This window comes from Serratia sp. NA_13 (assembly GCF_052691735.1).
Map to the genome: position 1 here is coordinate 194,664 of NZ_JBQZFV010000005.1, position 12,553 is coordinate 207,216.

The window sequence follows — 12,553 nt, forward strand, 5'->3', positions numbered from 1 at the left end:
TTTGCCCGTCCAGAAAGCTTCCAGCGGAGTTCCAACTTAGCGAGAAAGAATACGCAGGTCAACTATAGGCCTAAGGGGGTTTCTTACGGGGTATTTAACAGTTAATTAATTGATATTTAATATGTTGTTTAAGTTTTTGGGCTTGCTCAGGAGAGCCATAACTCCCGGAGAAATGTGAGCTGTCTCACTATAGTGCAACGCCTGAATCTCTGCACCATGCTAGTGCGGGTGGGAATGTCGGAATTTTATTCTAATAAGTCATTATTTTTCGTTGTTTATAACTATTTTTCATCGCTTTGTCATATTGACGTGAACGGTTGCGTGAGAATAAGAAAAATTCATCTCGGCTGGAGTGATTTTATTTGCATTTATAATGAATAGTTATGCCTGTTGAAGCCTTGCGGGGAAAGCGTTGATCTCTGTCATCGTGGGAAAAGCCGTTTCTTATTAGCATCACGGGCTTTGAGCACAGAGAGCTCCAAGATTATGCAGTTGCCGCAATTAGTCAATATGTTTGGCACCGATCTTCAGCGCCGCTACGGTGAAAAGATCCATAAACTCACGCTGCATGGCGGTTTCAGTTGCCCGAACCGCGATGGCCGGCTTGGGCGCGGTGGCGGTACCTTCTGCAATGTGGCCTCTTTCGCCGATGAACAGATGCAGCAGCAAAGTATTGCCGAGCAGTTGGCGCTATTGTGACCGGCAGTACCCTGTCGCGGGTCTGGCAGGCTGGGCGCTTGCCTGAGTTGGCGCTCGAGGAGTATGCCTGCAGTGCCGGTGAGATAATCCGCCATACGCCGAAAGAGGTGGTGTATCACCGCATCTCCGCCAGTGCCCGTCGGCCGACGCTGTTGGCACCATTATGGTGCGAAAACCGTTGGAACGGCATGCAGGCGGTGGGGGGCTATCTGCAACGCCATGGCGGTCAGGGCAGCGCGTTGGAAAAAAAGCAGCAATATCGTCCTTGCGCACTGTTTTGATTTGCAATCTTTCCCACACTTCGGCGTTTGCTTTCTTATCTCACCGGGGTTTTACGGTATGATTTACAAGATTCTGTCTGATGGGAGCGGCTATGAAGCAAATCCGGGTGTTAGCCCAGTATTACGTTGATTTAATGGTAAAATTGGGGCTGGTACGCTTTTCGCTGCTGCTGGCATCGGCGCTGGTGGTGCTGGCGATGGTGGTACAGATGGCGGTCACCATGTTGCTGCGCGGGGAAGTCGAAAGCATCGACGTGGTGCGCTCAATCTTCTTCGGCCTGCTGATTACGCCATGGGCGGTCTACTTTCTGTCGGTGGTGGTCGAACAGCTTGAGGAGTCACGCCAGCGCCTGACGCGGCTGGTGGATAAGCTCGAAGAGATGCGCCACCGCGACCTGGAGCTGAACCAACAGCTTAAGGACAACATCAGCCAACTGAATCAGGAAATTGCCGACCGTATCAAGGCGGAAGAAGAACGTCAGCAGGTGATGGACAAACTGACGGGAGAGATGGAGCAACGTGAACTGGCGCAGATAGAACTGGGCCAGCAGTCGGCGCTGTTGCGCTCCTTCCTCGATGCCTCACCGGATCTGGTTTATTACCGCAACGAAGACAAAGAGTTCTCTGGCTGTAACCGGGCGATGGAACTGCTGACCGGCAAAAGCGAAAAGCAGCTGATCGGTCTGACCCCCTTTGACGTCTACGGTGAGGAAATTGCCGAGAAGGTCATCGAAACCGACGAGAAAGTGTTTCGTCACAACGTCTCACTGACCTACGAACAGTGGCTGGTTTACCCGGATGGTCGCAAGGCCTGTTTTGAGCTTCGCAAGGTGCCGTTTTACGACCGCGTGGGCAAACGCCACGGCCTTATGGGCTTTGGCCGCGATATAACCGAGCGTAAGCGCTATCAGGACGCGTTGGAGAACGCCAGCAGGGACAAGACCACCTTCATCTCAACGATCAGCCACGAGCTTCGTACGCCGCTTAACGGCATCGTCGGCCTGAGTCGCATTCTGCTCGACACCGAGTTAAACGACGAACAGCTGAAATACCTCAAAACCATCCATGTCAGCGCCATCACGCTGGGTAATATCTTCAATGACATTATCGAGATGGACAAACTCGAGCGCCGTAAAGTGCAGCTCGACAATCAACCGGTGGACTTTACTGGCTTCCTGGCCGATTTGGAAAACCTCTCCGGCCTACTGGTGCAGCCGAAAGGGCTGCAGTTTGTGATGGAGCCGCAACAACCGCTGCCGCAACAAATCATCGCCGATGGTACCCGCCTGCGGCAGATCCTGTGGAATCTGATCGGCAACGCGGTGAAGTTTACCCCGCAGGGGCAAATCGTGGTGCGGGTGCGGCGTGAAGAACAGGATCGGCTGGTGTTTGAAGTGGAAGACTCCGGCATGGGCATTCCGCAGGATGAACAGGACAAGATCTTCGCCATGTATTATCAGGTGAAGGATCAGCACGGCGGCCGTCCGGCGACCGGTACCGGCATTGGGCTGGCGGTTTCCAAGCGCCTGGCGCAGAGCATGGGCGGTGATATCACCGTTAGCAGCGTGCAGGGGCAGGGTTCTTGCTTCACCTTATCCATCAAGGCACCGGCGGTGCAGGAAGCAGAAAGTGAAACCGCAGTCGAAGAGGAACTGCCATTGCCGGCGCTGCATATCCTGCTGGTGGAAGATATTGAGCTGAACGTGATTGTGGCGCGTTCGGTGCTGGAGAAGCTGGGCAACAGCGTTGAAGTGGCAATGAACGGCCAGGATGCGCTGGCCATGTTTGATCCGGACGAGTTCGATTTGGTGCTGCTGGACATCCAACTGCCGGATATGACCGGGCTGGATATCGCCCGGATACTGCGTGAACGCTATGCCGGGCAGGTACTGCCACCGCTGGTTGCGCTGACAGCCAACGTGCTGAAAGACAAAAAAGAGTACCTCGACGCGGGAATGGACGATGTGCTGAGTAAGCCGCTGTCGGTACCGGCGCTGACCAGGGTGATTAAACAGTACTGGGATCATGAACCCTCTCACACCACAAAGAAAACGGAGCAAAAGACGATGAAGATTAATGAGTCTTTACTGGATACCACCATGCTGGAACAGTATATGGACCTGGTGGGGCCGCAGTTGATTCATCAGAGCCTGGAGATGTTTGAGCAGATGATGCCGGGTTACCTGGCGGTGCTGGATTCCAACATGACGGCGCGCGACCAGAAAGGCATCACGGAGGAGGGGCATAAAATCAAAGGTGCCGCCGGCTCGGTTGGCCTGCGTCATTTGCAACAGATTGCGCAGCAAATTCAAACCCCTACGCTGCCGGCCTGGTGGGATAACGTGCAGGATTGGGTTGATGAGTTGAATCAGGAATGGCGCAACGATGTGCAGGTACTGCGTGGGTGGGTAGCGGAAGCTGAAGCTGAAAAAAAATGACCCCGACCTAGGCCGGGGTGCGCTAATATTGCGCCAACACCAGGGAAATTGTGAACCTGCGTATTGGTTTTAATGTTCTGGTCGAGCAGGTTGTAGAGAACTCCTAAACATCATACAGCCAACAACATAGCAAATGTAAGCGCTCTTGTTAGAAGATTCATTAAAATGTGTGATGTAGATTAGTGTTTGTCAACTCAGAGCACTTACCAGTTGACAGTAGCGACAGGAGGAAGGGTGATGAAAAACGTTGGCGTAGTGTTAAGCGGTTGTGGGGTTTATGACGGTACGGAGATCCATGAAGCCGTTCTGACGCTGCTGGCGTTGGACCGGGCGGGGGTGCAGGCGGTGTGCTTTGCCCCTGAAAAACCTCAACTTCATGTTATTAATCATTTATCTGGCGATGAAACGCCGGAGAGTCGCAATGTTTTAGTGGAGTCTGCACGCATTGCCAGGGGGAAGGTCCAGCCGCTTTCGCAGGCCGACGCCAGCCAACTCGATGCCTTGATCGTCCCCGGTGGCTTTGGTGCGGCAAAGAACCTCAGCAGTTTCGCCAGCGAAGGGGCGGAATGCTGGATTGATAAGGATTTGGCTAAGTTAACGCAGCAAATGCATAAGGCAAATAAACCAATTGGTTTTATGTGCATTGCACCCGCCTTGCTGCCGAAGTTGCTGGATCAACAAGTGCGGCTGACCATTGGCAACGATCCCGACCTCGGTGAAGTGATTGATGCCATGGGCGGCGAGCCGGTGATTTGCCCGGTAGATGACATCGTAGTGGATATCGAGAACAAAGTGGTGACTACACCGGCCTATATGCTGGCGAAATCTATCGCTGAGGCGGCCAGCGGAATTGATAAACTGGTTTCACGGGTGCTGGATTTGACTGAATGAGAAAATCTGCGGGCAAATCGATTTTTTCCCGGCCCTGGTTTTGGCTGAAACGTGGATTAATTGCGTTGGTTGGCGTATGGCTACTGGGGATCCTTGCCTTTGCTTTTCTGCCAGTGCCTTTTTCTGCTGTGATGGTTGAGCGGCAGATCGGCGCCTGGCTGAGTGGCGATTTTGGTTATGTGGCGCATTCCGATTGGGTGTCGATGGACGATATATCCCCGCAGATGGCGTTGGCGGTGATGGCGGCGGAAGATCAGAAATTCCCGGAGCACTGGGGGTTTGACGTGGCGGCGATCGAAAAGGCGCTTAGCCACAACGAACGTCGGCCCACGCGCATCCGTGGTGCCTCTACGCTGTCCCAGCAAACGGCGAAGAACCTGTTCCTGTGGGATGGCCGCAGCTGGCTGCGTAAAGGGCTGGAGGCCGGGCTGACATCGGGGATTGAACTGGTGTGGACCAAGCGACGGATCCTGACGGTTTATCTGAACATAGTGGAGTTCGGCGACGGTGTATTCGGTGTGGAAGAAGCGTCACGGCGCTTTTTCAATAAACCGGCCAAGCGTCTGACTGCCTCGGAGGCCGCACTGCTGGCGACGGTGTTGCCCAATCCGCATCGCTTCAAGGCCAATGCGCCTTCCGGCTATGTCATACAGCGACAGCAGTGGATCATGCGCCAGATGCGCCAGTTGGGTGGGGAAGGCTTCCTGAAAGAGAATAAGCTCGATTAACCAAGAGATACCCTGCTTTCGGGCAAGGTATCTCTCTTCGGCGACTAATGCCACATCAGGACTTATTGCTGATGAATGCACTTAAATCCGCATGCATCTTTTTGAGCGATGGTTCATCCACGTAAGGCATATGCCCGGTGTCATACCAATAAAAACGGATATTGTCGCGTAGTTTGGGCGACACGGGCAGATGGCTCATCTCATATTTGGCGACGAAGTAAGGCGTGGCCAGATCGTAAACCCCGCCTATCACCATCACTCTCATTGCCGGGTTCATTTTCATCACCCGCGACAGGCTCGGCAACACGTTAAATGATCTGTCCCGGCTGTTGCTGGACATGTTCCAGTCATAGATCTCATCGGAAAAGGCGCGATAGTTTTGGTCGGCGCTAAAATGCAGCGTCTTGCCGAGATAATCGTGGAATTGCGCGACGTAGGCGGAAGTAATTGCACTGATGTTGGGATCGTAATTGGACGTTTCGGCGATATTATCCAGCGACGGTCCACGATAGCGGGTATCGATTCTGCCAATGGTCTCGTCCTGGCCGCTCAACAGCTGTTTGGCGAAAACCGGCCCACTTAGGCGCAGATTGGCCTTGAGCCAATAATCGGCCGAAATACCGGTAAATTGGTAAAGCTGATCGGCGAGCGTTTGGCGATCTTTTTCAGGCAGATTGGTACCTTGCAGCAATGCCTGGGCATAAGTCCCCAGAGCAAACTTCTCGGCCTGGTCTAACAAGGTTTGCAGGCCCTGGTGTTTGCCCGGCAGCCGCTGGTGGTACCACGCGCTGGCCGCGTAGGTGGGCAGTGCCAGATAGTAAGGCTGATCGACGCCGGGGTTTTGATTGGGGTCGTCGACATTATTGTCGTAGTTCAGAAACTGCGACATCAGGATAATGCCGTTAAGATCGATATTCTGATTTTTTAGCGTCTCGGCTAATACCACCGAGCGGGTAGTGCCGTAGCTTTCACCCAATAAATATTTAGGTGAGTTCCAGCGTTGGTAATGCGTTAGAAACTGAACGATAAACTGAGAAAAAGCCTGAGCATCGCCGTTGACGCCATAAACGTTGCTGGCACTCTGTGATTTTTGCTGCGCTCTCTCCGGTTGGCTGGCGGCACTACTGGAAAAGCGGCTGTAACCCGTTCCGGGGGCATCGATAAACACCAGATCGCTGACGTTGAGCAGGCTGTATTGGTTATCGGTTAGTTGGTAAGGTGCCAGCTGTGTTTTCTCTGGCTGAGTAGCGATAACCCGTTTAGGCCCGAGTGCCCCCATATGCAGCCAAAGCGAGGCGGAGCCCGGCCCGCCGTTGTAGATAAAGGTAATCGGCCTGTTCTCGTTCTTATTCTCATTCTTTTTGAAATACGCGACATAGAACATGCCGGTCACGGGATCTTCCGGGTCGTCTTTACTCAATTCCAGCACCCCGGTTTGCGCCTGATAGTTGATTTTTACCTGGTTGACCGTGATCGCGCCTTCGGTAGCTACGGTTTGATCGGCCATCGGGGTCGGGGCGTGCTCGGCGCGGGGCGCGTCCTGTGGCGGATTGGCGGCGGAAACTCCGGTGGTGAATAAAGAAACGGCAGTGAGAAAACCGATTAAAATTCTGTCCATTTGAATTTTATCCGTAATGAAGTGAGAGATGACTTTAAACGCGACTCATTAAACTAGGGTAAAACAGCGGGGAAGCGTGCCGAAAAGCGGCAAGGGGAAGGCCCCTTGCCTGAAGGATCATTTAACGAAGGTGAAGGCGGTGGTGACGTGTTTCACGCCGCTCAGCTGGCTGGCGATCTGCGCCGCAGACTGGCCTTCCTGTTGGGTGACCAGGCCCAGCAAGAACACTTCGCCATTTTCTGTGGTCACTTTCACGTTGGATGACTTCACCGTATCGCTGGTGAGCAGCTGTGAACGGAGCTTGGTGGTGATCCAGGTATCGGAAGAGGCTGTGCTCAGGCTAACCGGCGTTCCCTGACGGATCTCGTTATACACTTCGGTGGTGCCTTCAACACCCATAGCAATCTGCTTGGCACGCGCCGCCAGATCGGTGCTTGGCGATTGGCCAGTCAGCAGGACTTTACCCTGGTAGGCCGTTGCGACCACCCGAGCCTCTTTTTTCAGCTGCTGATCTTTGCTCAGGGCATTTTCAACCCGGGCTTCCAGCGTCCCATCGTCTACCTGAGTACCCACGCTGCGTGGGTCGGTGGCCGTTTTAGTGGCGACAGCGGCGCTGCCAACGACAACGCCTGCAATACAACCTTGTAACAGCAGGGCGCTGGACAGCACTGCAAATGTGGCTTTTAGCTTCATCTCAGTTCCTTAATCGTCCTGGTGGGGAAACAACGTATTATCTATCAGGTCGCATAGGCAATTTACAGTCAGCATATGCATTTCCTGAATGCGTGCACTGCGGTGGGAAGGGATGCGGATCTCGACATCCTGCTGACCGAGCAAGCCGGCCAGTTCCCCACCGTCATAACCGGTAAGCGCGACAATCGTCATGTCACGGGTTACCGCGGCTTCGACCGCTTTCACAATATCACGGCTGTTGCCGCGGGTGGAAATTGCCAGCAGTACGTCGCCTGCGTGGCCGAGCGCACGAACCTGTTTGGCATAGACTTCATCGTGAAGGCGATCGTTGGTGATCGCGGTCAGCACCACGTTATCGGCATTCAGGGCAATGGCCGGCAGGCTTGGGCGCTCGGTTTCAAAGCGGTTGATCATGCTGGCGGCGAAATGCTGCGCATTGGCTGCCGAGGTGCCGTTACCGCAGCACAGAATTTTATTGCCGTTAAGTAAGGATTGAACCAGCGTCATTGCTGCACGCGAGATGGCGTCGGGCAAAGCTTCCGCCGCCGCAATCTGGGTTTGGATGCTTTCGGTAAAACAGGCTTTAATTCTATCCAGCACGTTGTATTAATCCACTAAGTCAAAGGGCCGGTCTGCACCGGTAAACCGCGTTTAATCCGCATTGAAGGCATTGGGTATCCATTCTAACTGGCTACCGGTAATGGCCAAAACATCAAAACGGCAAGACGATGTGTCAAAACTGGCTCCGCGTCCTGCCAGCCACACGGCGGCGGCATGCAGCAACCGTTGCTGCTTGCGATAGGTGACGCTGGCAGCCGCACCGCCAAAAGCGTCACTGCGACGGTAGCGGACTTCAACGAACACCCAGGTTTGACCATCGCGCATGATGAGATCGAGCTCACCGCTGCGCAGCGCCACATTGGCGGCGCAGAAGGTGAGCCCGGCGCGTTCCAGATAGTGGCGGGCCTGTAACTCATAGTCCGCCCCTATGGCGCGTTGACTCAAGAGACCGGAACGACCGTGCCCTGACGATATTGCAGCCAAGGCAGCTTTCTGTTAATCACACAGCCTGGCGCGGCAGTGAGTACGCCAGTGGTGCCGGAAACCTGGAAGCCAGGCAACTGCCGCATTTCAGCAAAGTGGTTGGACAATGTCCAGGCATCCATCCCCATTGCGTACAGACGTACCAGCGAATAATCGTTGCGGAATTGGCTGCTTGCCTGCTGCAACAACTGCGGGTTAGCACCGGCCAGCAATGGAATATCACTGAACTGCAGGCCTTCCATTTCCAGGCGGAAGTCCGGGCCAGCTCCGGCCTGGTAGCTGCGGGAGCTGGCGTACATTGCCGGTTTGCTGCGCGAATTGGTAGCCATGTCGATCATCGGTTTGATCAGCGTCAACTGAGACTGGGTGGCGACGATATAGACCGAGTCTACGCTGCCACCGCTGGTTGCGGGCATATCGCTTGGTGGTGCCGGAATAGTCAGCCCGGCAATGGTCACCGCCTGCGGCGCCGGAGCAGCGGAGATTGGCGTGCCGGACATGCGAATGCCACCGCTGTTGACCATCTGGCGCAGTTCACTGGCGGAGCCGATACCTTGCTGCAGCACGGTTTGGCCACCCAGTTTCTGCCACTCCTGGTTAAAGGCTTTGGCAACGCGATCGCCGAAGGCACCACGTGGGAGCAGCAACAGCGGCTGCCGCTTCTGCTGTTCCCAAATGTGGCGGGCTGCATCACGCGCTTCGTCTTCCGGAGAAAGGGCGAAGTAACAGATGTTCGGGTTATCTTTCGGCGTTTCCGGTTGATTGAGCGCCAGCACGTTCAGAGTAGTGGTGCTGCTGGCCAGTTGATCGACGTTTTCCTTCAGCAAAGGGCCGACCACCAGGGTCGCGCCATCCTGTTGTGCCTGCGTCAGCAACGTGGCCAGCGGCTGGCTGGAGGTATCATACACCTTAATCTGTGCGTTAGCGGCCTGCGGCGGTGTCATTGGCGCAGTGGAAGGCGCAGAAGGCTCGGCGGTGGTCACCGGGGCCGCATCTGGTGCCGAGGTGCTCACCGCCCCATTGGCATTTTGATCGGTTGATGTCGGCTGCGTTGCCTGTTCAGGTGCGCTGGCGGGTTGCTGTTGCTGAACCGGCGTAGAAGGCGTTACGCCATATTTAGCCGCTTCAAAACCTTTTTGGATCGCGTCGGCGAACACCTTGACCTGGCCGTTCAACGGCAGCAGCAGGGCGATTTTCGACGTGGAAGCTTGGGTAAAGTTCAGCACCTGGTTCAGCTGGGTCGGTAGCGTTTTTGCCGCCGGGTTCTGCGGATAGCGGTTCTGCCAGTCTTTAATCCCGGCCTTCAGCAGGTCAGGATCCTGCTTGTTGTCCTGATATACCCGCAACAGATCCAGCCAGCCTTGCAACACATTCTCATTGGCGTTGATCACCAGGCTGTTCATGCCCTGCGGTGTCAGTTGCAACAGCGACTGCCAGGTTTGATCCAGGTTGTTCTGATGTGCCTTGCCGGTTAGCAATGGCTCTTGCGCGATGTAAGCGCGGATTAGCGGCAGGGAAGGTTTGCTCTGATTGGCCGCGATCTGCGCCTGGTAGAATCGCACCAACTGGTTGGCTGATAGCGAACCGCTATCGATATGGCCCAGCGTGCTGCGCGCGCTGACGTAGCTTTTGTTCGCTACCTGCAGTTCTGCGGCCAGCAACTGGCTTTCCGCCTGTTGCACGCTGCTGAGGTTTTTCGGCAGTTGGTTCAGTTGTTCACTGGCCTGCGGCAGTTTCCCTTCACGTAACAACGCGCGAATAGCAAGTAATTGCCAGTCAGCCTTGTTATCATTGCTGCTTTGCTGCAACTGCTGCAGATAGTAATCGGAACTGGCGCTCGCTTCGTCCTGTATATTGGCAGGCGGCGTTTGCGGGGCCTGACTTGGACAGCCTGCAAGGAAAAGGGCTGCTGCGATAACTGCGGTAAGTCGGACAGGCTTTGAACGCCCTGCTTTGGTACGAACGAATGTTGAGGAAAGCATACTGTATCCAGTGATGTTTTTTTCAAGATGCTCAATATTAAATCGGCAACCCGGATGAAACAATGAATCAACACCAACAATCAGTCATTTCTGCATCAACGCTGTATGTGGTGCCCACCCCAATCGGCAATTTAGGGGATATTACCCACCGTGCGTTAGAGGTACTGAAAAGCGTTGATCTGATTGCGGCGGAAGACACGCGCCATACCGGGTTGCTGCTGCAACACTTCGCGATTAGCGCGCGGTTGTTTGCGCTGCATGACCATAACGAACAACAAAAGGCCGATCAACTGTTGGCGAAACTGCAGGAAGGCCAGAGCATTGCGCTGGTTTCCGATGCGGGTACGCCGTTGATCAACGATCCTGGTTATCACCTGGTGCGCCGTTGCCGTGAAGCCGGCATCCGTGTGGTGCCGCTGCCAGGTGCCTGTGCGGCAACTACCGCACTCTGTGCCGCCGGTTTGGCTTCTGACCGCTTCTGCTACGAAGGGTTCCTACCGGCGAAAACCAAGGGGCGTAAGGATACGCTGATGGCGCTGGCAGAGGAACCGCGCACGTTGATTTTCTACGAATCCACCCACCGCTTGCTGGAAAGTTTGCAGGACATGGTCACCGTCTGGGGGCCGCAACGTTATGTGGTGCTGGCACGCGAGCTGACCAAAACCTGGGAGTCCATCACCGGCGCGCCGGTGGGTGAACTGCTGGCCTGGGTGCAGGAAGACGAAGTTCGACGCCGTGGCGAAATGGTATTGATCGTTGAAGGCCACAAGGCGCAGGAAGACGCATTGCCGCTGGAGGCACTGCGTACCCTGGCATTGCTGCAAAAAGAACTGCCGCTGAAAAAGGCGGCGGCACTGGCGGCAGAAATCCACGGCGTGAAGAAAAATGCGTTGTATAAATATGCTTTAGAGCAACAAGAGCAGTAAAGCGGTTGACCTGCCGTGAGTGCAACGCTACTATCCGCGCCGGAGTTGACCAGACAGTCGCCGCTTCATTGCCGTCCCTTTCGGGGGAGACAGATGGAGGGGAGGAAAGTCCGGGCTCCATAGGGCAGGGTGCCAGGTAACGCCTGGGAGGCGCAAGCCTACGACTAGTGCAACAGAGAGCAAACCGCCGATGGCCCGCGCAAGCGGGATCAGGTAAGGGTGAAAGGGTGCGGTAAGAGCGCACCGCGCGACTGGCAACAGTTCGTGGCACGGTAAACTCCACCCGGAGCAAGGCCAAATAGGGGTTCACATGGTACGGCCCGTACTGAACCCGGGTAGGCTGCTTGAGCCAGTGAGCGATTGCTGGCCTAGAGGAATGACTGTCCACGACAGAACCCGGCTTACCGGTCAGCTCCCTCTATAAAGAAAACCCCGCGTGACGCAAGTTACGCGGGGTTTTTTCCTTTCTGGATGCCCATTACACTGGCAAATCGATCAGCAGCGCGCGCAGCGGTGTCTCGGCGCGGATGGTCAGGCGGTTTTCTTCGTGGATAAACGCCCCATCGCCGCAGGTCAGATTTTGGCTGTCGTTGCGCTCGCCCTGGGCTTCAAGGGTGCCGTGGATCGATTGTAGGTACGCACGGGGTCCGTTCAGCGCCAGCGTCTGCTGTTCGCCCGGCTGTAAATCCAGATGGTGGATCCACACCTGTTGACGCAACTGCAGGCTGCCCCGAGCACCGTCTGGTGAGGCCAGCAGTGTCAGGCCGGCCTCTGGCAACATCAGGCGTTGCACGCGTTCGTTGTTGCGCTCTGGGCAGGCATCCAGCCACAGTTGCAAGCGGGTCAGCGGTGTATCACTGCTGATGTTTTGCTCGCTGTAACTCAACCCCGGCTGGGTGGCCAGCAGCAAAGTCTCACCGGCCTTCGCGCTCACCGTATTGCCTTCGCTGTCGCGGTATTCCGCTTTACCCTGCAGGATTAAATTCAGGATATCCACGCTGGGGTAGGTGCGTGGCTGGAACGACGCGCCCGGAGCCAGCACTTCCTGATTTAACACCCGCAGTGAGGCATAGCCCATCAGCTTGGGATCGAAGTAGTGCCCAAAAGAAAAAGTGTAGCGAGCCTGCAGCCAACCAAAGTCAGCTTGCCCGCATTGTTGTGCTGTTCTGCATGTAATCATGGCAATCGGCTCTCTAAATTCATTATCTAGATGGTAAGCATCTGGACGGCGGATTGTTAGCCAGTTAATCTGC

At 55.2% G+C, this 12,553-nt stretch carries 10 protein-coding genes, 1 other RNA gene and 1 pseudogene; 6 read left to right on the forward strand and 6 right to left on the reverse strand.

Annotated elements, in window-relative coordinates; translation table 11 throughout:
* Positions 1 to 486 precede the first annotated feature (486 nt).
* The 4 genes and pseudogenes from ACUTSU_RS10680 to mtgA all read left to right on the forward strand — a co-directional run bounded on the left by ACUTSU_RS10680 (position 487) and on the right by mtgA (position 5,037).
* Positions 487 to 980 (forward strand): annotated as a pseudogene (locus ACUTSU_RS10680) (hypothetical protein).
* A gap of 92 nt (positions 981 to 1,072) precedes the next feature.
* Positions 1,073 to 3,418, forward strand: coding sequence for an aerobic respiration two-component sensor histidine kinase ArcB (gene arcB / locus ACUTSU_RS10685; RefSeq protein ID WP_445652065.1), 2,346 nt, complete (start codon positions 1,073 to 1,075; stop codon positions 3,416 to 3,418).
* A gap of 237 nt (positions 3,419 to 3,655) precedes the next feature.
* Entirely contained in the window at positions 3,656 to 4,309 is a 654-nt protein-coding gene (gene elbB, locus ACUTSU_RS10690; RefSeq protein WP_445652151.1) for an isoprenoid biosynthesis glyoxalase ElbB, read from the forward strand.
* The gene (mtgA, locus tag ACUTSU_RS10695) at positions 4,306 to 5,037 is read left to right on the forward strand and encodes a monofunctional biosynthetic peptidoglycan transglycosylase (protein WP_445652064.1); all 732 of its coding nucleotides are present in this window, start codon (positions 4,306 to 4,308) and stop codon (positions 5,035 to 5,037) included. Before elbB ends, mtgA begins: the two co-directional genes overlap by 4 nt.
* A 55-nt stretch (positions 5,038 to 5,092) precedes the next feature.
* Here the strand turns inward: mtgA and ACUTSU_RS10700 are convergent, their stop codons facing one another.
* From ACUTSU_RS10700 to ACUTSU_RS10720, 5 genes are all read right to left on the reverse strand, one after another.
* Positions 5,093 to 6,655, reverse strand: a complete 1,563-nt coding sequence (locus ACUTSU_RS10700) for a S10 family peptidase (protein WP_445654135.1) — start codon at positions 6,653 to 6,655, stop codon at positions 5,093 to 5,095.
* Positions 6,656 to 6,772: 117 nt separating this feature from the next.
* Positions 6,773 to 7,348, reverse strand: coding sequence for a division/outer membrane stress-associated lipid-binding lipoprotein (dolP, locus tag ACUTSU_RS10705; RefSeq protein ID WP_445652062.1), 576 nt, complete (start codon positions 7,346 to 7,348; stop codon positions 6,773 to 6,775).
* A gap of 9 nt (positions 7,349 to 7,357) precedes the next feature.
* Complete coding sequence (gene diaA / locus ACUTSU_RS10710) at positions 7,358 to 7,948, reverse strand: DnaA initiator-associating protein DiaA (RefSeq protein ID WP_020831820.1); 591 nt, start codon at positions 7,946 to 7,948, stop codon at positions 7,358 to 7,360.
* Between the two features lie 51 nt (positions 7,949 to 7,999).
* Entirely contained in the window at positions 8,000 to 8,353 is a 354-nt protein-coding gene (locus ACUTSU_RS10715) for a YraN family protein (RefSeq protein WP_445652061.1), read from the reverse strand.
* The gene (locus ACUTSU_RS10720) at positions 8,350 to 10,374 is read right to left on the reverse strand and encodes a penicillin-binding protein activator (protein WP_445654136.1); all 2,025 of its coding nucleotides are present in this window, start codon (positions 10,372 to 10,374) and stop codon (positions 8,350 to 8,352) included. The genes ACUTSU_RS10715 and ACUTSU_RS10720 overlap by 4 nt, the downstream gene beginning before the upstream one ends.
* 62 nt (positions 10,375 to 10,436) lie before the next feature.
* On the opposite strand from ACUTSU_RS10720, the gene rsmI reads away from it, so the two are divergent.
* On the forward strand, positions 10,437 to 11,300 hold the full coding sequence (rsmI, locus tag ACUTSU_RS10725) for a 16S rRNA (cytidine(1402)-2'-O)-methyltransferase (protein WP_012147032.1): 864 nt from the start codon (positions 10,437 to 10,439) through the stop codon (positions 11,298 to 11,300).
* Between the two features lie 41 nt (positions 11,301 to 11,341).
* An RNA gene (gene rnpB, locus ACUTSU_RS10730) (RNase P RNA component class A) lies at positions 11,342 to 11,720 on the forward strand.
* Between the two features lie 58 nt (positions 11,721 to 11,778).
* Here rnpB and ACUTSU_RS10735 read toward each other — a convergent pair.
* Positions 11,779 to 12,480: a pirin family protein gene (locus ACUTSU_RS10735; RefSeq protein WP_445652059.1), complete on the reverse strand. Its 702-nt coding sequence runs from the start codon at positions 12,478 to 12,480 to the stop codon at positions 11,779 to 11,781.
* Positions 12,481 to 12,553 lie beyond the last annotated feature (73 nt).

Coding starts and splice junctions, on each gene's coding strand:
- arcB (WP_445652065.1), top strand. CDS start 1,073: ATGAAGCAAATCCGGGTGTTAGCCCAGTATTACGTTGATTTAATGGTA.
- elbB (WP_445652151.1), top strand. CDS start 3,656: ATGAAAAACGTTGGCGTAGTGTTAAGCGGTTGTGGGGTTTATGACGGT.
- mtgA (WP_445652064.1), top strand. CDS start 4,306: ATGAGAAAATCTGCGGGCAAATCGATTTTTTCCCGGCCCTGGTTTTGG.
- ACUTSU_RS10700 (WP_445654135.1), bottom strand. CDS start 6,655: ATGGACAGAATTTTAATCGGTTTTCTCACTGCCGTTTCTTTATTCACC.
- dolP (WP_445652062.1), bottom strand. CDS start 7,348: ATGAAGCTAAAAGCCACATTTGCAGTGCTGTCCAGCGCCCTGCTGTTA.
- ACUTSU_RS10720 (WP_445654136.1), bottom strand. CDS start 10,374: ATGCTTTCCTCAACATTCGTTCGTACCAAAGCAGGGCGTTCAAAGCCT.
- rsmI (WP_012147032.1), top strand. CDS start 10,437: ATGAATCAACACCAACAATCAGTCATTTCTGCATCAACGCTGTATGTG.
- ACUTSU_RS10735 (WP_445652059.1), bottom strand. CDS start 12,480: ATGATTACATGCAGAACAGCACAACAATGCGGGCAAGCTGACTTTGGT.